Here is a 20,509-nt window from a genome sequence, read left to right as displayed (position 1 = left end):
AAGATAAATCCCTTTTTTATCACGATACTTTGGATTATACTTGGTAATTCTCCACATGAAATTGGTTGTCATAATAATACCTACTTTATTCACTTATTCTATTTAATATACCATTCTAAGTTTCTATTATTTTTATGTAGTTAATCACAATATAAAAGAAGCTATTTTGAGTGCTTATTGATTTTATAAAAAGCAGACACCTTATAGATGCCTGCTTTTTATAATTAGTAGTTATTCATTAACCTTAGTTACACTTACATATCCAAAGTCAGATAATGGTGTACCTACTCGATCAGCTAACTGATGTTTAAATCCTTCAATAGAACGTGTATATTTGATTTCAATATTTTGACCTTTATCCATAGCTTCTTTTACTTTAGCTGCATAAGGGTCATTAAGATCAATAAATAAGAGATTTCCTTCTCCCTGATAGTGGCCTTCTGGAGTCCATTTAAAATTATAACCTGAAGCAATCGTTCCACGAAGTAAATATTCTTGACCATCTACTTTGACCGTCATACCTGCTACGTTGCTCGAGCCGCCCTTAATATTGTAATCAGGCGCAAATATTAAAGCTATTTGTCCAGATTGTTGCGAATACTGTGCTTCAGGTACTCCTGCATCTATCATTTGAGAAAAGTAGTCCCTTTTGAGTTCAGAAGCAAAAGTATCGCCTGCCCAATTCTTCACACCATTTGTATCTAGTTTGAGTACTGCTTCACCCTCCGGTAAAGACTGTTCGAATGTTAATACATAGCTAAGATTGTTCATCGTAGCTGTACTAGCAAATGCATCAACGGATATGCTAGGTTTTGCTGAGATTGGGTGATATGTTTTTCCTGCGACTTCTACAGTGAACTTAGAAAGAATATCATTACTAAATGAAGAATTATCTTCTGGATACCATCCTGGATTAATATTTACATCTATTGTTTTACGATCCACACTAATATAAAGAGAATTAAGTTCTTCCGTTCTTGGTAAGTTACGATGGTTTTGATATGTCGGCATCTTTACAGGAACAGGACTAAGATCTTGCAAGCGATCACCACTATAACTTACATACACTTCATCTGCTAGATTTTCCGCCTTCAACTCTACATAGGAAGCAGGCCAAGCTTTTGCAGTGTCATAATTGTGTATACTTACTGACTTCACTTTTCTAACTCCACCATACTGATAAGACCATGTGAAATCTTCTGGAGAAGGTACAGAATTAGGATCAAGCTTCTGATAATAATAAATACGAATCGTATCTCTAGCATCATTAACATATATCGTTCTTAGACCAAGATTGTACGGAGAATCTTCTTGTCTAGTCGCTTCGTCTAAAGAAAGAGTTGTTACTTGATTGGATGTGTATGATGATTGAGCATCTTTAACTACAAATTCAATATTGATCCGATCACTATCTATAACGGAAAGACCCACACCTGTATCAAAATCTTGTACCTGACCAACTTGATTTTTATTAATCTCGAAATAAGGCCATGCTAAGATACCTGTCGGTTCTATGCCTGTTTCACTAGCTCCTTGTAGAACTGATGTTACACTTGCAGATTGAGCTCCTTTTAGACCATGAATCACCATATACACTTCACCTGATTTGTTCAGTGCATACTTCACATGAATCGTTCCATCTTTTACATAAGCTTGCGGATAGCCTTTGACAAAATAGCTGTCCACATAATCACTATGATGTACAATACCCGTCTGTTGTGCACGCACAATGACGTTGTACGTATGTGAACCTTCTAATGTGCCACTAAGTGTAGCTGTTACGTTCACGATTTGATCGTTCTGTTGATCTCTCGTTACTTTTCCATCCTGATTAATAGCTTGCTCTTGATCTATTGTCCAGTTAATATTGACACCTTCATAATCTGGTAACGAATTAGATAATGTTAGGTCACTTACAATATTACTTGCATCACTATTACTACCTAAATATTGATCTTCTAATGAAGCGAATACTGCCTCACTATTTTTCGGATTCGGAGTCACATCTGCGGGCTGATACGTAATCTGCATCGACAGATCAGGAGATCCATTTTGAGATGCTACTACATTATAGACATTCACTTCATTTGGATTAGACATATTCAATCGTACAAGGAATTTGCCATCTTGATAACCTTGTATAGAGGATTGACTTTTATCTGATGTATACGTGTTGTTAGTCACTGTCATTTGGACAGCAGAATTGTTAAGAAACGGTTGACCCAAAGAATCAGTTAATCCTACAACTGCATATACAGCATAAGTCACAGAAGATTTTTCTTTTTGTAAAGGTGCTTGTGCTGTTAAAGAAGCATTATAATGATGCTCTTGTTGTAGCGACTTCTCGTAGCTTGTGACTTTTACATTTTGGTTGTTTTTTACCGTTTGCGAATCAACAGCTATAGTGGAATCGACCAAATCGTCTGTATATGTTGATAATGTTAGCCCTGATACTATTGTAGAAGACGGAACAGTTACGGTAGCTGTAGCGATAAATCCGCCATCACGTGTCGTTGCTGTTACTTTAGCCGTTCCTGGTGCTTTGGCAGTAACCTTTCCATTCGTACTTACTGTAATAATACTTGCACTTTCAGGTGCTACAGCCCATATTACTTGAGGATTAGTCGCTGTATTTGGATTAACTGTTGCTATTAATTGTTGGCTTTGTCCTACCTGTAAAGATACTGTATTGGGAACAATAGCGACTCCTTTAACAGCAACTGTAGAAGTTCCACCACCTCCGCCTCCACCGCTTCCAAAGGAAGTTACCGCATTTGTTCCGTTAGTAGTAGGAGTAGGGGACTGAGCAGTTGGCGCTGTTGTTCCATTTACAAGCACAGTAGCACTACCTGTTTGTGTAGTATCAATTTTCACATTACCTGTAAGCTGAGTAGCTACATTAGCTACCAATACTTTAATATTTCCGTTAGCTACAATAGATGCCTGTGATGATTGATTCGTTACTTTATTGAAATTACCATCCAAGTTCACAGCCTGAGCTGCAGGAATACGAGATGAAATCTCTACACTATCGAAAGCACGCTCAGCTCCGTCAGTAGTCACCAAAGAGGCTCCACTATTAAGTATGGTTACTGGAATATTTGTATTTCCTTTAGCTTGAATACGAACTTTACCGTTGTATTTATTGATGTTTAAAGATTGCTGTACCGTTGAGTTATTGAAAATAACCGAGTGTTCTCCTCCACCCTGTACATATACAGAACCACTAACAGTCACATTATTCAGTGTAACTTCACCTTCTCCAACACCTTGAGTTAGATAAAGATCGCCTGTAATTTTAGAGTTATTTAATACAACATTCGGTGTGTTAATAACCATATTACCCTGTACATCTTCTTGATACTGTCCCGGCTGTGTTACTAAAGTGTGAATCAAATGATCAAAAATAGTAACAGCTTCAGCACGAGTTAGATTTTTTTGGGGACTGAATGTACCATCTGGTAATCCACCTATAATCGCTTTAGAAGCTAGCGCCTGAACTGACCCTTTTGCCCATGGCGCAATTTGTTGATTGTCTTTGAATGCGCTGGTATTTAAGGCATTGTCGATCTGAAATGCTCCTGCGATAAGTGTAGCGGCTTCTTGTCTGGTGATTTTATTTTGTGGTAATGCTTTACCATCTGTTCCTTTTAATACAGAAGCCGTGCTTAATTTACGTATAGAATCGGTATACCATTGGTTCTCATGAATATCAGAAAATTCAGTGTTTCCTTCCTCTATGTATTTCATAATATTATTGATCATTACTGCGAACTCAGCTCTTGTTACAGGTTCATTGGGTCTAAAGCTACCATCTGAGCCTTTAACAATACCGTATTTATTCCACTTCTCAATCGCACTTTGTCCCCAGTGCCCATGTACATCACTAAATACAGAGCTTGCTGTTTGCGCCTGCGATGCGCTAGCTACATTACCATGAAACGGTGCTACTCCAGATAGAAGTAAAGTAGATATAACACTAAGCGAACCTATTCTTTTCAACAAAAGCCTTCTCATTAATGTAGCCCCTATTCTATTTAATTTTAAAATGATTTGTATTCACTATTTTATATTGAATCTAACTTTCACCACCTTTTGATAAATATAGAAAAAAATTAATAAATAGTTACTTTACCATAATATCACAATCTACTTATTTACTTCCTCTAAATCTTAAGGAATCTTTGCCCAATTTACATTCATCTAATATCGTATAAGTAAGCGTTATCTTTTATAATCAATACATAATACTAGAACTTCAATGCAAAAGGAGAGTTTAACGATGCAGTTCACAGCAAATGCGACGTTAATTATCGAAATAGAAGATGTGGATGCGATGTGTTGTTATCGGGATCGAGATGGGTATACATTCGAAGATTCATTACGATTTGAAATTCTATTGCAGGATTTCATTTTGGCGCCGAGTTGTATATTAGCTATCGACTTTCCAGCAGAGATGTTTCTCGATCCTTACTATGAAGCTGAAAAAATAATGGATGCAGTACAGCATGTAATACAAGAACTCTATACTGCTCCTATTTCGATCTATTAATCACTTTACAGATAATATAACTTGGCTTGCTCTATCCACTCTTCCTTACTAAAATCTTCAAAATCTCCTGCGGATTCACACTTTTCTAAATAAGCCAGTTCGGCTGTAGCTTCTTCTTCATCTATATTTAGTAGATATAACTTGGTCTGCTCCAAGCCAGCTCCGCATAATAATTGCACATCAATCATCACAAATGAGTCCATACTGAGACGTTTGGCTTTCCAGATCAATCTTGTATCTTCTATCTGTCCTAGCGAAAATAACTGCATGCATAACAGTCTCATATATTCATGATCTTCCCGCCCAGTATTGGCACATTCTTCCTGTAGTAATGTGCGAATCGTCTGCAAATGCTCTATCTGTGGTGTTAATCCATATATTTCGATAACCTGTTCTAATTGATTCATGTTTAGTCTCCTTTATCTAAATCAAATAGACTACAGATGCCTAATCTCTGCCATGAAGTGTCTCCCATTCTTGCCAGGACATGATTTCCAGATCGGCTCTAGGCTCATCTTCTAACATCGCTAGTAACTCGACCGAATGACCATCTGGATCTGCAAAATAAATCGAGACCGCAGGCATAAATGGAAATACCGATAACTGCTCAGCACTTTCTCCAAAAAAGTTCGTCGTCTCAATACCCACGCCCTCCAGATAACTACGAGCTTGTGGCATATCTTCTAGCTTAATACGAAAAGCAAAATGCTGTCTTTGCACAAGTGGCGACGGATAATTTTCGCGAATTCCAAGCATCGCTTCTCCCGGCTTACCTACCCAATAGAACTTCGATTTGCGAAAAGGATCATGATGGAGCGGAGTAATATGTAACAATTTCTCGTAAAATGCTGCTGATCTCTGGTAGTCACTCACATTAATATGCGTTTCAAAAATTCCTTGTATCATTTAAAAATCTCCTCTCTATTATAAGCAAATATTACAGATGTGATGTATTAGCAAAATCGATTAATGTAAAGTAATCTTTTTCGAAAGATACGATTGTAATCGAACATTCTTTAACAAGGCTTGTTTGTAGATGAATAAAATTAGGATGCACTTGATCTAGTTCACTTTCACTTATCACATTTATTAGAAAATCAGTAATCAAACCTCCATGTGTCACAATAATAGTAGAACTTTCAGGATATTTGAATGATATATCAGATAAACACAAAGCTAATCGATCTCCTGCCATTCTAGCAGAATCTCCTTGAGATGGCACATAGTCTCTTTCTTGAGTACATTTATCCCACACAGCAACAAACTCATCAAATGTTTGATCAGGTATATCTCCCCAATTGGCACGCTCACGCAATCGAAAATCTTCTACAACCGGTATGTATATAGAATCACTAATAATATGAGCAGTATGTTTAGCTCTTTGAAGAGGGCTTGAATAGATTTGATTGATATTTAATAGTTCAAAATAATGTGCTGTTTTGTTAGCTTCTATGATACCTTGAGCAGTAATGTCTACATCACCGATCAACTTTTCTTTGATCGCATGTCTAACAATATAAAATAGATTAGTCATCTTCACTCCTCCTTATCCTATTATTGCATGTATTCTAAAACATTCTTTGTTCTAGATAACCTGAAGAAGAATTAATAAATGAAAACATATCTCATGCATTTAAGATATTGAAAGAATATATGGTACGATGAAATATGTGTTTACTAATGAGAATATTAGTAAAGAACACTTACATATATCTTATTAATATCATTTTAGCAAAGGAGGACATAGTTATAATACATATTATCTAAGAAACGAAGTAACTATTTTATAGAAAAAAGAAGGTATATTATATGAAATCTAGCAAGTTGATTTTCCTATTATCCATAACATTATTCTGTATATCTGCTTGTAGTTCACACGATAGTACAAATCAAATATCAAATTCAAATCATCAATCGATCACCGATAAAAAAGTATTTAAACCAGAAACTCAAGATCATCAAACATCTGATCAACTTTCATTTGAAACTATACTTGCAGGCAAAAATCCTACATCAAACTTTTCAATCGATGCTGAACACAACTTTTTTCAATTAAAAATAATAAACAAAAGTAAATTAATGATTACTTTTAATATTGTAAATAATGAGAATGGACAAGAAGTTTTTACCGATCAAGTAAAGCCAAATAAAATATGGACTTGGAACAGCAGTACCACTTATCCGAAAGGATTAGATTCAGGAAAGTATACTATTCAATATAGATCGAATGGTAACAACATGAATGGCATTGCTTACGGGCAACTCAGCTCAACACCTAAACAATTAGACTAAATGAGATCTTACTTTGAAATAAATATAGCTACTAAACTCTATCTAATATCATATTATCATCAAAAAGCGGCTTCAAGTTCTATTACGAACTTAAAGCCGCTTTTTAATCATTTATACATCTACTCTAACCCTTCAACTGCTCAATTCAACAACTCCACCGCATCATATACCCATCCTGCACTAAGCCAATTTCCAAGATCACTAGAACCGCTAATCGGAGTGAGCGAGATTGTATTGGTGCCTTCTACTAGAGCAGAAGCGGGGATCGTCCATGAAAATGTAGTGTTGTTGCCACGATAGGTTCCAATCGTAAAGCTACGTGAATTCGGTTGTGTCGAGGCTGCTGGATTACTTAATATGGTGTTGTTCACAGTAACACTAGGACGACCATTATTGTATGCCGCTGTAATTCCGATATTCAGCACATGTGGTAAAGACGCTTGAGCGGCTGTTAGATTAAATGTAATCTTAGTCGGTGAATTTTGCCCTCTAAATTGAATCGCTGGGAACTTATTGGTTGCTCCACCGACGGCATACGTCACAGGGCCCCAACTTGCATTACGACTGTCGGATGGATGACGGACAGCAATAGTCTGTCCATTCAAGAATTCTAGCGGTGTGCCATCCCATGTGCCGATACGCCATAGTGCTGGTTTGCTTGCAGGATCACCTGAAATGGTTCTTGTATTGATCGTTGTTGTGTTACCTGCGGTGACATTGACACTTTCTTTATAGACACCTAACTCGCCTTTGTAGACGGTCATCGTATATGTGCCAGGGATCATATCGCGGCGGACAGCGGCTCCACTCGATGATGCTGTTGTCCAGTATTGAGCATTATCATTGGCAAATCCGATAGTATAGGTCGAACCGCTCACCATACCAGATAGTCCATTCAATACAACTGCTCCACGACTGGATACCCAACCTGTTAATCCCAGTCCAGACATCCAGCTAAAGTCTGGTACACTTGGCGTTGACCCTGTAGTAAAGATCAGCGCATAAGGCCCATGTAGACCAAGTCGCCAATCTTCTGTCTGCTCATGACCGGAGTTCATATAGTTGTAGACTTCGGTATCTCCACCACTTTGAAATTGAATGTCTCGAAAGAAAGGGCCTCCTGAACTTTTCTCCCGATTGCCATATGCCATAAATACACCTACGCCATTGCCTGTCACACCGCGAATACTCAAATCTTTCGCCTGATCGTTGCCAAAATATTTGGATACGGTCTGACCGTTAGATAATCCAAACACATCCTGACTTTCAATCGCTCCTGTATTGTTGCGGATATTCGAATTGGCAGGAACACCTGTTAATACGTTGCCATTTCCTCTAAAAATATAACGCAATTCTCCGACAGAAGGCTCTGCTGTAATATATGTCGCCATATAAATAATATTTTCGCCACTACGTGAGACATAATAATGTGTTAACGTGCTTGTTTTAGTAATAATGGTCACTGTGGCACCGGATGGAGATGTATTCCATGTGACGTCTGCCCCTGACCCCAGACCAGAACTGATATGAGAACCTTTGCCTGCGGAGCTACTTAATTCGATTCCATTCATTTTGCTAGATGTAATATCTCCATTGTTTTTGTTTACGGTATAGACTAGCCCTGCACCTGTATTGACAACAATCGTTGATCCATTGTCTGTTACACCGATAGCCGCGGCATGTCCGGTAGAAGCAGGAAATACATTCGATACACCTACCAATACCACTACAATCCACAGCGTCAACCATCGACGCCATCCCCATTGTCTTGCTTGCGATTCAACTTTGTTCATCATTATCCCTCCATTATTAGAATAGAAGTTGTTTTGATAACGCTTACAAAATACTGAACGACAGGACATTACTTTCAAAAGGCGATGTTTAGTGATTATCATTTATTAGTATAATAAGGAATAAAAAGTAATTTTCTATATATTATATGAAGTTACCATTGTTTTGAATGGATTTTCGGAATTGTTATACGGTAACTCTGTTTTTTCATCTGCTTTGTATAGTAGAGGTAATTATTGCCTAGATATTATAGATAAACGAGGTATAGTAACGATTTTAGGTCATCATTTAAAATAGTCATTTGGATTCTTTAATTAAAACACAAAAAAGCCTTCATGCTTACAACGAAGGCTTTTCTTTGTGTAGATCTTATGGTGCTTGTATATTTGCTCTTCTATGACTGATGATTGTATGTCTGCTTACTGTACATCTGTGATCTGGATAACAGATAAATCACTTCTCATTTAACATCTTTTCCAACTGTTCTAACGCTTGTAGATTACCTGAAGCAGAATAGTCTAACCATGGTTGCTCTGTGATCATATAGATTTGTTTGTTTTTAACAGCTTTGAGACCTAACCAGATTGGATCGGATTGTAGCTTTTCAAATACTTGATCACTGCCTTCGTCTACCGAAGAAACCAGTACAAAGATCGCATCTGCATCCAAATCAGGTAAGATTTCTTTAGAGATATTTTCCCAGTTCTTATCGATGGTCGTGACGTTGGGAGAAGGGGTTAATTTCAAATCTTCAAACAAAATAGGGCCAAGCGGACGATCCATACCATAGATACGGAATCCTTTTGCTGATACACGCATCGCTAACACTTTACCATTGCCAATCTTTTGTTGGAATCGCGTACTGACTTCTTTTGCTTTGGCTTCGTAAGCAGTAATAAATGATTCTGCGTTCTCTGTGCGATCTACGATTTGGGCGATTGTGCGTAAATGATCTTGCCATCTTCCTTCATCCAAATTAATCACATGTGTAGTAGCTATCTGCTCAAATTTATCTAATCCATGCTTATCTGCAAATTCAGCATCTATAAAAATCTCATCCGGTTGTAATCCGATCAATGCTTCCATATCCGGTTCTTTGGTAAATCCTAAATACTGTATCCCTTGATATTGCTCCCCTGTAATCGGTAAATAATCGCTTGTTGTTGTTGCCGCAGGCTTAATACCCAATGCCATCAGATCACCTGTCAGAAAAATAGAAATCGAAGCAATCTTTTTGTTCTCTGTAGCTTCTGTTGTGCTTGTTGTTGCAGTTACTGCTGGTGCTGACCCACAAGCACTCAGTATCCAGATCATACAAATTCCTAGTGTTAACCCTATCCACTTTTTCATACTTAACCCCTTTATGTGTTTATTTCTCTCTGTGGAACGATTGACATATTATAATGTATATAGAATTAATCTGTGTAATCGTCTATATACTCAAACAACCTAATTGATAATTATTATCAATTAGGTTGAATTTTATAGTAGCTTTTATTCGTTGTCAATGGAAATGATTGTTACCATGTCACCCTATACATATGATACTTGTTCTATGTTTTTTCAAAAGAAAATCAGTTTCAGTCCTACGATTAAAATCACTATCCCTATCCCTCGTAACCGGATAGCTCCTTTGGGTTCTTCCAATATTAATAAACCTCCTACAGCTCCGATCACATGTAAGCCAATCGTGGTGATTAAGAATCCAGTAATGTAGACGGCTGGACTGAGCAGTAGAGGAATTTCAAGCCCATGTGCGTAACCATGTGCAAATCCGAAAAGAGCGACTCCACAACTTGCAATCCATACGGACTGTTGGCGATTCCAGACAATCGCTAATCCTAACAAACACACAGAACAAGCAATATACACTTCCAGATGTGACCATAGCCATCCCTCTAATCCAACTACACCACCTAGCAACATCATCAAGACAAAGCAAGATGGCACGATATAGATCGCTTTGCCACCAATCTGCGCGCTCCATACTCCAACAGCAAGCATCGCTACCAGATGATCCACCCCTGTTAATGGATGCAAAAAACCACTGCCCCCAAATCCATGTGCATCGGCAATATTTGTATAGAGTCCTCCTAATATCAGTACAAGCACTATAATTCTAATCATGTGACATCATCTCTTTTTGCTTTAGACGATCTTTTACAATTACGATCAAACTTAGAATCGCAGGGATCATCGGAAACAGCGACGTATACATGCCTGAGAAATACTCATATCCTACTCCTTCTTGCACCATTCGTACGATAGGAAATACAAGCAAATGTGTAGGTTCCCCTAGAATCATACCGACAATCATAAACCACAAAATAAAATTGCCAAATGCTTGTCTTTTCCATAGACTATACGCACCCAATATCCAGAAAAATGGGCCAATCAAAGTAATCAAATAATCGAAATCTCGATCTGTCCATGTCTGTCCGGTAATCGATGCGATGCCTTGATTAAAATGAGTCAATACTTCTTCTCCAACATGAATATAAAAAAGAGCTTGTAACAATAAATATAGCGGTACTACTGTATATGGATCAGCCGGTAGATACGAAGTTGTTTTTCGCCAGCAGACCAATCCACCCATCATAGAACCGATAATCACACCTACTGGCAATAAGCTACCTGTTTGCGTATAAAAAGTCATCCCATAGATCGCAATACAAGTCACAATCAAAATCGTCCATAGATTTTTTTTGCGTCGACTTAGTGGCTGTATCGACTCATAATGTATAGCTTGTTCTTGTGGTCGAATAAGCTTCAGTATCCCTGTACTTCCTAGATAAAATAATAACATTGCTACCCAGACTCCGCCGAAATAATGATGCATATATAACGAATAGTGCCCTAATTCTACAATCAGTTGAATCACTGATTCCACAGCCACATAGGCATATCCCCACCATGCAAAAAATGCACCGACTGTATATCCTTTGCTCAAAAAATAACCACCAAATAACAAAATAACAACAGGTAATCCAACCATCCAGATAAACCAATAGGTATGACTCATTACAAAACCATTAGCAAATCCTGCTGAATAATGTATTGCTATAAAACTTGCATACATTGATGTATAACGAAGCGTATTCAGTGCTATTAGCAATACAATACAGATGATATAGACAGGTAAAAGTGAATCAATACGAGGAGCTGAGCGATAGGAGTAAGTTAGCCATCCTACCAAAGCAAGTCCATTGACCAGCCCATATTCTACACTTATTCCCCACCCTACATGAATCAATAATAAGACTGACAAAGTAATAGATATCGAAATAACGGTCAGCAAACTTTTAATATTGGAAGTGTCCACCTTTTATCACCTATCTCCCCTCAAAATGTGATCTAGATTCGAAGCAAATAAACAACATGTTGTTGCTTAAATTGTAGCAATCTGACGCCTATATTCAACAAACAATACCGTTATAATTGTTGCTTAACCTACACTTTATCGTACAGTGATGATTATCTCTGGAATTACGCACAATACTGATAATAGTGACGATCAACAGCACAAAAAAAGCCACTTCATTGATAGAAGTGACTGCTGTCTGAAAAAGAATTAAGTTGAAGTCTGTTGTAAAGTTTGTAGCGGCCCTTCCACAAAAAGATGCGCCATTTGAGTAGCCATAAATTCGGCTGAATAAGGCATTACACCTGTTAACCATTGTGTAAGTAACCCTACATTAGCTGTTGCAACATACGTAATAGCTATATCTTGCATAATCTGTTGTTGAGGATGAGAAGAAAAGTGTTGCCCGATCACTTCATAAAGATTAGCTTTGATTAACCGGGTAAGTTGAGATTGAAAAGAAGGTAACCCTTTATCTCCAAGCATCACTTTAAAATAAATCTGGTGACGAGAAATAATCGTAAGTACACGCAAAAATAAAGCTTCTAACGAGTGAATATCTAATTGTACTTTTTTCATATCACTTACTTTCACTTCAGCTTGGAGTGAAGTTAGCATATCAGTCATACTTTTTTCTAATAGATCGTATTTATCTCGGTAATGCTGATAAAAAGTAGCCCGATTAATCCCTGCTTCGCGAGTTAGACTTTGTACAGTTACCGCATCGAATCCTACTTGATCTATTAATTTGATCAATGCTTCTCGTAGCCAACTTTGTGTTCGTACCACACGTAGATCATTGACATTCACCATGTATTCTCACCATCCTTGGTGGTATAAGTCTAGCCATGTAAATAGGAAATAACTGAAGATTAGATATATAAAAGATTCATTACCATCTATTTTATACAATTACACAGCAAAAAACCGCTCTATACAAAGATAGAACGGTTTTTAGAACTAATTAAATATACTGAACAGTTTAATCTCCACTTACTGTAACCGTACCTTGATCACTAAGTAGTGCTATATTATTTTGAATAACTTTATCCCCATCTTTTAATCCGCTAGTAATCAACGTCTGAGAACCTACTTCACTGCCTACTTTTACTTCTTTACGAATCGCTTTGTTATTGACAGCTACATAGACATAAGAAGTGTTACCGTCTTTTTGAATCGCTTTGGTAGGTACGATAATTCCTTCTTTGGCATCTTTACCGATAAAGCTTACATCTGCCAGCATCCCCGGTTTGAGTTTGTTATCTGCATTGGAGACAGCTACTTGAACAGGATAACCATTTCCACTGCTATCAATAGAGTTTATGTTTTTCACTTTACCTGTCGTCAAAATGTTGGATGAAGCTACACGCACCTGTACACGATCTCCTGCTTGAATACGATTGATCTGATCTGCCGGTACATAGATCAACATATTCACTGTACTAAGATTTGCAATCACAAGCGAAGGTGCAGAAGGAGCGACCATTTCACCGGTTTCTGCATTTTTGGTAGTAATGATGCCGTTAATCGGTGAAGTGACTACTGCATTTTTGAGATTATCTTGAGCGATGTTGACATTCAATCGAGCTTGCGCTACTTTTTGCTCACTAGCGGAGATACCTGCTGTACTTTGAGCCACATCCAGTTGACGCTGAGCATTGCTGTAACCACTATTGGCATTCTCATAACTGCTGGTTGCATTTTCATATGCACTTTGAGCAGTCGATAATCCTTTTTGCGCAGTACCTAGAGCATTTTGAGCAGCGACCAGTTGTTCTTCTGCATTGGCTTTGGTATTTAGAGCATTCTGATAAGCGGTCTGTGCGGTAACGACAGCAGCCGTTACCTGTTCTAATTCTGCTTGTGTCGCTAGACCGTTATTGAATAATGATTGCGTACGTGATGCTGTTTTTTGCGCAGTAGTTACATTTTCTTGAGTCTGCTTAATCGTATTCGTCGCTGTTGAGATAGCCGTTTGTGCTTGCTTGAGCGCTGTTTGAGCTTGATTGACACTTGCTTGCGCTTGATTCATTCCACCTGTCGCTTGATCGATCGCGCTTTTAGACGAAATAACGCCACCTTTAGAACTGACTACACCTGAATTGGCAGAGACCATTCCGGATTCACGTGAATCTTTAGCAGTGGTCACTCCTGCTGCCGCTGCTTCTACATTCGATTGAGCAATTTTGAGATTGTTACGAAGATCGTCGTCCTCTAATTTGAATAAGACCTGCCCTTTTTTCACTTCTGTTCCAATATCGACAGAGATAGCCGAGACTTTACCTGATATTTTGGGCATAATATTTACTGTCTCTGAAGGGGTGACTGTGCCTGTATAGATTTCGCCTTGTCCGATCATTCCTTTTTGCGCCTGACTGACTTTGACAGTGACATTCATCGCTTGAACCGGTTCACCACTAGAACAACCCGCTAACATCATACTACTTACTATTAAGGCAGCGGCTGTAACTTCCCACTTTTTGATTTTCATCGCTTCTTTCCTTTCTATAAGAACATTCCTGAACATATTTATCTGTTGTCACCTTAGGCTTTGGCTAAAATAACTTCTTCTTTCGGTGCTTTCGGTTTGCGTTTGCTGATAAACAACAAAATTAACGGAATCGAGCAAAATAGTGGAATCGAAGAGATCACAAATGTATCGGCAATTCCGCGTGAGTACGCGTCCAGAGAAATCATACCGGTTAACGAAGATACCCATGAGCTACCGAGTGTAGATTGCAAGGTCTGCGCACCATCTGTCGTAATCGATTCAGCAATATGTTGACCATGTAAAGCTGTTCGACTTTGCATAATAAAGGTCAAAATCGCAATAGCGATAGAACCAGCAATTGTACGAATCAGATTGGATGCCGCAGAAGCATTAGCTACTTTTTCCGGTGCAACAGCATTCATACCTACAGTAGACAAAGGCATTAGACACATTCCGATCCCAATTCCGCGCAGCACTGTAACCGTTTCGAACCACGTACGAGAAGTCTGAGGAGACAGGCTGTACATATGGAATGTCATCAGACTGGTTAACGTCAAGCCGACTAGCCCTATAGGCACAATCCCTACTTTATCGAGTAATTTACCTGCAAATGGCATCACAATCGCCATCGCTAATGCTTGCGGAAGTAAGATCAAGCCGGTATCAATCGCCGAGTACGACTGTACACTTTGCAAAAATACAGGAGCCAAAAATGTTCCGCCATACATCCCCATCATGACAAAGCTAGAGGTAATAACACTGATCGTAAATTTATAATTTTTAAATAAAGATACATCGATAACAGCATTATCTTTACCGGATTCGACAACGATCAAAAAGATCAATGACCAGACCGAGATAAACAGCAAGCCTACAATTTCAAAAGATGTCCATCCTTTAGAAGAGCCATTCGATAATGCGTACAATAATGTACCTGCACATGTTCCTGCTAATATAAAGCCCAGCATATCGAATTTAATCGGTTCACTTTTGGGTGGTTCTTTGATCAACAGAATCACCATCAGAATAGCGAATAATGCAATCGGCACACAGGCGATAAATAGAAAGCGCCAGTTAAACCATTCGATCAAATATCCACTTAGTGTAGGCCCAATCGCAGGAGCCGCCATTGCTGAAATCCCCCAAATACCGATCGCCATCCCTACTTGCTCACGCGGAATAATTTTATAAATAATCGTCATACTTAGTGGAATAATAACCCCACCACCAAGCCCGGCAATAATACGAGCAATAATTAGCGACATATCATTCCATGCAAAAATACAAAAGGCTGTGCCCAGAGTAAACACTGATAAGGCACCTATCAGGAATTTTTTATAACCGACTTTGCGCTCCATAAATCCGGTGATCGGCACGATAATACCTGAAGCCAGTGTGTACCCTGTAATCACCCATTGAATTCGAGTGGTCGTTGATCCTAGATCTGTTGTTAATTGCGGAATAGCTACGTTGATCAGACTATTATTCAGTACAGCAATAAAAGCACCAAGAACAATAGCGAAGAAAGCAAGCCAGCGTTCTTTGGATGAGGTATCCAAGGAAGGAGCAACAGCGATTTCATTAGAAGCCACAGAGACTCCTCCTTTTACTGTGTATAGATTTTTATTTCAACATTTGTGCCGGGAATTAGTGTCAATCCATCCGGTACATTTAAAGCAATTTCGATCGGAATCCGTTGGGTGACTTTGTTAAAGTTACCACTTGTATTGGTAGCAGGAATCGCAGAAAATACCGAATTTGAAGCTTGTCCGATTTTGCGAACTTTTCCTTGAATACTTTCGCCTTCGATAGTATCCAGAGTGATATCTACCCGCGCACCTAGCTTAATACGGTTAATATCTGTTTCCTCGATATTGGCAGAGACGTATAGATTTTTCATATCAGCCATAATGGCTATCGCTGCACTGGGTGATCCCATTTCACGTTCTTTGGATTGTACTTTAAGTACAGTGCCGTCAATCGGTGAACGTACTACAGATTTGCTAATATCACTAGCTTCTAGACCGGAGACATCTTGTTCAGCGATCGGTTCATTCTTTTTAAGAATATCGCCTTCTTCTACATCAATATGATCTAAGCGTGCGGTTAGCTGAGGCATGACTTTGTACTGATCTGCACTGATACGTGCATCTTCTGTTTTGACAAAATGACTTCCTTGATACCAATAGTAATAACCGAGCGCTCCACCGCTTACTACCAGTAGAACCAATAAAATGATTAAAACAATCTTTTTCTTCACACATTCCACCTCAGCAGTCTAAAAGTTTTGAATAATTGATAGCTCTCATATTGATCTTTAGCGCCAAAAGATACCGTAGATCAAGACTGTTTTTGCTCTAATAAAGATAGTAATTTTTTAAAAGATTTCAGTTCGACTTTTTGCTTTTCAGATTTGTAATCTTTCATAAAAAGGGCCATTTCTTGTTGCTCTGGTGAAATATATTCCGGCAACGGATGATCGGCATTCGCTTCTAAGTACGCCAGCTCTTTTTCGATGTTCTCAATCACTTCGAGTGTGGAATAGATCAACTTATTCGTATCGACCAAATGTACAAATAACAAAGAAGCAAATAAAGACCGCACATCATCAGCGTTTTTAAAACTTTTATAAATCATATCTTTGAGTGCTTGTTTGCCTTTTTCGGTAATCGCGTAATTGGTTTTTTCAGGACGGTTGTCGTTTTGCACTGTATTTACTTTTTGAACATATCCTTTTTTCTGTAAGGCTTCGAAATTGTAATACAGATTACCGTCTGTTACGCGAACTAGATTTTCACCAGCATTATTAATACTTTTTTTGATATCGTACGGGTGATAATCCTGTTCATGAAGTCGTCCTAAAATAAAAATTTGTAAAGACAATAGAGTTCATCCTTTCATTGCACGTTCATTTTTTATAAAAGACATATTGATGTCGCTTATTTTTATACAGTAGATGTCTTTCCCCCGAAAATATACTTTGTATAGATTACTCTGTACAGAGTAATGAACAGATTTATTCTATGTAATTTTTTGAAGACTGTCAATACTTTTAGCCATTTAATTAGGTATGTAATGTATTTGAGTATGAATAGGGCAATATATGAACAAAAAAGAGTAGAATCTTTTACGTAGATGTAAAAGGTTCTACTCTTTGCGCTAGCTGTGTATCTATATAATATTAAGCAGATTTGATCGTTGGAGATACTGGATTGGAATCGACTTTGTCTTCGGTTTGCTTAGTAGCGCTATACATCGGCTTTTTCAAAAAGCCAATAATACAAGCAGTCACTACAGACCCGACAGCAATACATAGAATATACAGCAGTGGATTACTTGCCGCAATCGGTATTACGAAGATTCCTCCATGTGGAGCTTGAAGCGAAATGCCCAGTGCCATACACATTCCGCCACCGATTGCTGCCCCGATAATATTCGCTGGAATAATCCGTAAAGGATCATTAGCGGCAAAAGGAATAGCGGCTTCGGTAATAAAAGATGCGCCCATCACATAAGCGGCTTTGCCTGCATTACGTTCTTCGATTGAGAATTTATTTTTAAATAATGTGGTCGCTAGTGCGATCCCGAGCGGTGGAACCATTCCACCTACCATCAGAGCTGCTGACGGTTCAAAAATCTGATTGGCAAACATCGCCAATCCAAAAGCAGACGCTGTTTTGTTAATCGGGCCACCCATATCGGATGCCATCATACCCGCAAGTAAAGCACCTAACAATATCGCATTGGTACCTGTTAAGCTATTCAGCCAGCCTTGCAACGATACGTTAATCCATGCCATTGGTGTATTGACGACAAAGTACATAATCAGAGCGGTCACAAACGAGCCGACTAATGGCAAAATCAGTACTGGTGATAAACTTTGCAAAGAGTCTGGAATGCCTCTCACCAATCGTTTGATTGCTAAAATACTATAACCTGCGATAAATCCAGCTAACATCCCGCCGAGAAATCCTGATCCGCCAAGTGTAGCCAGCATTCCGCCAATCATACCAGGGGCTAGACCCGGACGGTCTGCAATACTATATGCAATGTAACCTGCAAGTACAGGAACCATTAATGCAAAGGCTGCACTACCACCTGCTGTACTGAGAAAAGCAGCAAATGCATTATAATCAGGGCTATTAGGATCAGCCGCATGAATGCCGAACATAAATGAGAGCGCAATCAATATGCCGCCAGCGACAACGAATGGAATCATAAAGGAGACACCATTCATAATATGGCTATAGATTTTAGGCTGTTTGAGACGTGTTTTTTCTTTGGCTTCTTTGAGATTGGATTGACCTTGATTCTGAGCGACCCCTTTACCTGCGATCGCTTCTTCGATCAGATCTTTGGCATGATGAATACCGTTTTTGACTGAAGTCTGGACTACTTTACGGTCGCCAAATACACTCATATCGACTTTGACATCAGCAGCGACTACAATTCCATCGGCTTGCTCAATATCGTCTGCGGTTAATTCATTTTCAACACCTGTGGAGCCATTGGTCTGGACTTTAATCTGTACGCCTAATTCTTGAGCTGCATTTTTTAATGATTCTGCCGCCATAAAAGTATGTGCAATCCCGGTAGGGCAACCGGTAACGCCGACTATTTTTTTGCCTGCATGCTTCTTATGGCTATGAAGTGCTTGTGCATCTTGTTCTTCTGCTTGTTCAAATAATCGTACAATCTCTTCCCGATCACGAGCCAAAATCAATTTTGCTCTGAATAATTCATCCATCAAAAAGGTCGAAATTTTGGATAAAGTCTGCAAATGTTCAGACGAAGAATGTTGATCGACCGCAATCATAAAAAACAGATTGCATGATTCTGTACTGTAATTAATACCGCTGAGCGATCGCCCCATAATAATCGCCGGGGCTTTTACACCTGCGGACTTGGCATGAGGAATAGCTATGCCAAATCCTACTTCTGTTGGCACCTGTTCTTCACGCGCCCAGATATCTTTTTTAAATTGCTCCATATCGCTTAAATAACCATTATCATTTAACTTTTGCGCCAATTCATCGATCAATTCTGCTTTGGTGGTAGCTGTGACATCCAATATGATATTTTCCGGTTGTAACACACTAGAAATCTTCATGATCGATCACTCCTTTTATAGCTCTCCCAATTTGTAAAGTGGCGCTTTGCCTGTTGAGCCGAATAGATCCATTTTTTTCTTCACCAATTCTGTTGCTGCTTGCGTCGCTTCAGGCATTAAGAAATCAGGCTCATACGCATTTGGATTCGCATCCAGTGTTTTTCTTAATTGATTGTAAAAGGCTCGCTTCATATCTGTAGATAAGTTAATTTTGGCAATACCATGCTTCACGGCTTCTCGAATCTCTTCATCTGGATTATCTGATCCACCATGTAACACCAACGGAATTTTCACTTTTTCATGGATTTGTTTGAGTCGATCGATTTTGATCGAATGGTCTTTGGTTTGCGGATAAATACCATGAGACGTTCCTATTGCAACCGCCAGTGTATCGATACCTGTCTGTTCTACAAAAACCGCGGCTTCATCTGGGTTGGTATACAGAATCTCGTCAGCTCCACCTTCGGAGCTACCTTCATTACTACCGATCGTTCCCAGCTCACCTTCAACCGATACATCGACTAGATGTGCTAATTCTACCGCTTCACGAGTAGCTGCAATGTTTTCTTCAAATGGTAAATGCGAAGCATCCATCATGACAGAGGTATAACCGTTACGAATCGAGCGGGTGATATCTTTGATACTTGCGCCATGATCCAGATGAATAACAAACGGCACTTTCGATTTGGATGCGGCTTCACGTACATAAGCGACAAAACTATCTGTCACCAGATCAATTTCATTAGGATGAATCTGCATAATAGCAGGAGAATTTTGTGCTTCTGCGGCATTGATCACGACTTTGACAAACTCACTATTCGCTACATTAAAAGACCCGACTGCAAATTTATTCTCATACGCCACTTTAAGTAAATCTCTCATATTGATTAACATATCATTTCCTCCTAAGGG

At 38.8% G+C, this 20,509-nt stretch carries 17 protein-coding genes; 2 read left to right on the top strand and 15 right to left on the bottom strand.

The window, feature by feature from the left end; all coding sequences use genetic code 11:
• Nucleotides 1-231: 231 nt before the first annotated feature.
• Entirely contained in the window at nt 232-4,017 is a 3,786-nt protein-coding gene (locus PQ460_RS00475) for an S-layer homology domain-containing protein (RefSeq protein WP_274171385.1), read from the bottom strand.
• Nucleotides 4,018-4,282: 265 nt separating this feature from the next.
• Between PQ460_RS00475 and PQ460_RS00470 the strand changes: the two genes are divergently transcribed.
• Nucleotides 4,283-4,552: a hypothetical protein gene (locus PQ460_RS00470; protein ID WP_274171384.1), complete on the top strand. Its 270-nt coding sequence runs from the start codon at nt 4,283-4,285 to the stop codon at nt 4,550-4,552.
• 5 nt (nt 4,553-4,557) lie between these two features.
• On the opposite strand, the gene PQ460_RS00465 is transcribed toward PQ460_RS00470, so the two are convergent.
• Genes PQ460_RS00465 through PQ460_RS00455 form a run of 3 tightly spaced genes read right to left on the bottom strand, consistent with a single transcriptional unit; the run spans nt 4,558 to nt 6,086 of the window.
• The gene (locus tag PQ460_RS00465; protein ID WP_274171383.1) at nt 4,558-4,959 is read right to left on the bottom strand and encodes a hypothetical protein; all 402 of its coding nucleotides are present in this window, start codon (nt 4,957-4,959) and stop codon (nt 4,558-4,560) included.
• Between the two features lie 40 nt (nt 4,960-4,999).
• Complete coding sequence (locus PQ460_RS00460; protein WP_274171382.1) at nt 5,000-5,458, bottom strand: VOC family protein; 459 nt, start codon at nt 5,456-5,458, stop codon at nt 5,000-5,002.
• A 31-nt stretch (nt 5,459-5,489) separates the two neighbouring features.
• Nucleotides 5,490-6,086, bottom strand: coding sequence for a histidine phosphatase family protein (locus PQ460_RS00455; RefSeq protein WP_274171381.1), 597 nt, complete (start codon nt 6,084-6,086; stop codon nt 5,490-5,492).
• A 275-nt stretch (nt 6,087-6,361) separates the two neighbouring features.
• Here PQ460_RS00455 and PQ460_RS00450 point away from each other — a divergent pair, with 275 nt between their 5' ends.
• Entirely contained in the window at nt 6,362-6,844 is a 483-nt protein-coding gene (locus PQ460_RS00450; RefSeq protein WP_274171380.1) for a hypothetical protein, read from the top strand.
• A gap of 140 nt (nt 6,845-6,984) precedes the next feature.
• Here PQ460_RS00450 and PQ460_RS00445 read toward each other — a convergent pair whose 3' ends face one another.
• From PQ460_RS00445 to PQ460_RS00395, 11 genes are all read right to left on the bottom strand, one after another.
• Complete coding sequence (locus tag PQ460_RS00445; protein WP_274171379.1) at nt 6,985-8,637, bottom strand: rhamnogalacturonan lyase B N-terminal domain-containing protein; 1,653 nt, start codon at nt 8,635-8,637, stop codon at nt 6,985-6,987.
• 451 nt (nt 8,638-9,088) lie between these two features.
• Nucleotides 9,089-9,985 carry an ABC transporter substrate-binding protein gene (locus tag PQ460_RS00440; protein ID WP_274171378.1) on the bottom strand — a complete coding sequence of 299 codons (897 nt, stop codon included), beginning with the start codon at nt 9,983-9,985 and terminating at the stop codon, nt 9,089-9,091.
• A 213-nt stretch (nt 9,986-10,198) separates the two neighbouring features.
• Complete coding sequence (locus PQ460_RS00435) at nt 10,199-10,762, bottom strand: HupE/UreJ family protein (protein WP_274171377.1); 564 nt, start codon at nt 10,760-10,762, stop codon at nt 10,199-10,201.
• Nucleotides 10,755-11,957, bottom strand: a complete 1,203-nt coding sequence (locus PQ460_RS00430) for a hypothetical protein (RefSeq protein ID WP_274171376.1) — start codon at nt 11,955-11,957, stop codon at nt 10,755-10,757. The genes PQ460_RS00435 and PQ460_RS00430 overlap by 8 nt, the downstream gene beginning before the upstream one ends.
• Nucleotides 11,958-12,206: 249 nt before the next feature.
• Nucleotides 12,207-12,809 (bottom strand): TetR/AcrR family transcriptional regulator, encoded by a 603-nt coding sequence (locus PQ460_RS00425; protein ID WP_274171375.1) that lies wholly within the window; start codon nt 12,807-12,809, stop codon nt 12,207-12,209.
• A gap of 169 nt (nt 12,810-12,978) precedes the next feature.
• The gene (locus PQ460_RS00420) at nt 12,979-14,487 is read right to left on the bottom strand and encodes an efflux RND transporter periplasmic adaptor subunit (RefSeq protein ID WP_274171374.1); all 1,509 of its coding nucleotides are present in this window, start codon (nt 14,485-14,487) and stop codon (nt 12,979-12,981) included.
• A gap of 53 nt (nt 14,488-14,540) precedes the next feature.
• The gene (locus PQ460_RS00415; RefSeq protein ID WP_274171373.1) at nt 14,541-16,079 is read right to left on the bottom strand and encodes a DHA2 family efflux MFS transporter permease subunit; all 1,539 of its coding nucleotides are present in this window, start codon (nt 16,077-16,079) and stop codon (nt 14,541-14,543) included.
• Between the two features lie 14 nt (nt 16,080-16,093).
• Nucleotides 16,094-16,747: an HlyD family secretion protein gene (locus tag PQ460_RS00410; protein ID WP_274171372.1), complete on the bottom strand. Its 654-nt coding sequence runs from the start codon at nt 16,745-16,747 to the stop codon at nt 16,094-16,096.
• 80 nt (nt 16,748-16,827) lie between these two features.
• Nucleotides 16,828-17,370 (bottom strand): PadR family transcriptional regulator, encoded by a 543-nt coding sequence (locus tag PQ460_RS00405; protein ID WP_273614242.1) that lies wholly within the window; start codon nt 17,368-17,370, stop codon nt 16,828-16,830.
• Between the two features lie 298 nt (nt 17,371-17,668).
• On the bottom strand, nt 17,669-19,597 hold the full coding sequence (locus PQ460_RS00400; protein ID WP_274171371.1) for a PTS fructose transporter subunit IIABC: 1,929 nt from the start codon (nt 19,595-19,597) through the stop codon (nt 17,669-17,671).
• A 15-nt stretch (nt 19,598-19,612) separates the two neighbouring features.
• Nucleotides 19,613-20,491 carry a ketose-bisphosphate aldolase gene (locus PQ460_RS00395; RefSeq protein ID WP_274171370.1) on the bottom strand — a complete coding sequence of 293 codons (879 nt, stop codon included), beginning with the start codon at nt 20,489-20,491 and terminating at the stop codon, nt 19,613-19,615.
• Between the last annotated feature and the right edge of the window lie 18 nt (nt 20,492-20,509).

This window comes from Paenibacillus sp. KACC 21273, assembly GCF_028736095.1.
Taxonomy (GTDB): domain Bacteria; phylum Bacillota; class Bacilli; order Paenibacillales; family Paenibacillaceae; genus Saccharibacillus; species Saccharibacillus kyungheensis.
Note: the sequence above shows the minus strand (reverse complement) of the source record. Positions and strands in the feature narration are given on the sequence as shown.

Bases quoted from the DNA above. Each gene is read 5' to 3' on its own strand.
- PQ460_RS00475 (WP_274171385.1), bottom strand. From the start codon at position 4,017: ATGAGAAGGCTTTTGTTGAAAAGAATAGGTTCGCTTAGTGTTATATCT.
- PQ460_RS00470 (WP_274171384.1), top strand. From the start codon at position 4,283: ATGCAGTTCACAGCAAATGCGACGTTAATTATCGAAATAGAAGATGTG.
- PQ460_RS00465 (WP_274171383.1), bottom strand. From the start codon at position 4,959: ATGAATCAATTAGAACAGGTTATCGAAATATATGGATTAACACCACAG.
- PQ460_RS00460 (WP_274171382.1), bottom strand. From the start codon at position 5,458: ATGATACAAGGAATTTTTGAAACGCATATTAATGTGAGTGACTACCAG.
- PQ460_RS00455 (WP_274171381.1), bottom strand. From the start codon at position 6,086: ATGACTAATCTATTTTATATTGTTAGACATGCGATCAAAGAAAAGTTG.
- PQ460_RS00450 (WP_274171380.1), top strand. From the start codon at position 6,362: ATGAAATCTAGCAAGTTGATTTTCCTATTATCCATAACATTATTCTGT.
- PQ460_RS00445 (WP_274171379.1), bottom strand. From the start codon at position 8,637: ATGAACAAAGTTGAATCGCAAGCAAGACAATGGGGATGGCGTCGATGG.
- PQ460_RS00440 (WP_274171378.1), bottom strand. From the start codon at position 9,985: ATGAAAAAGTGGATAGGGTTAACACTAGGAATTTGTATGATCTGGATA.
- PQ460_RS00435 (WP_274171377.1), bottom strand. From the start codon at position 10,762: ATGATTAGAATTATAGTGCTTGTACTGATATTAGGAGGACTCTATACA.
- PQ460_RS00425 (WP_274171375.1), bottom strand. From the start codon at position 12,809: ATGGTGAATGTCAATGATCTACGTGTGGTACGAACACAAAGTTGGCTA.
- PQ460_RS00420 (WP_274171374.1), bottom strand. From the start codon at position 14,487: ATGAAAATCAAAAAGTGGGAAGTTACAGCCGCTGCCTTAATAGTAAGT.
- PQ460_RS00400 (WP_274171371.1), bottom strand. From the start codon at position 19,597: ATGAAGATTTCTAGTGTGTTACAACCGGAAAATATCATATTGGATGTC.
- PQ460_RS00395 (WP_274171370.1), bottom strand. From the start codon at position 20,491: ATGTTAATCAATATGAGAGATTTACTTAAAGTGGCGTATGAGAATAAA.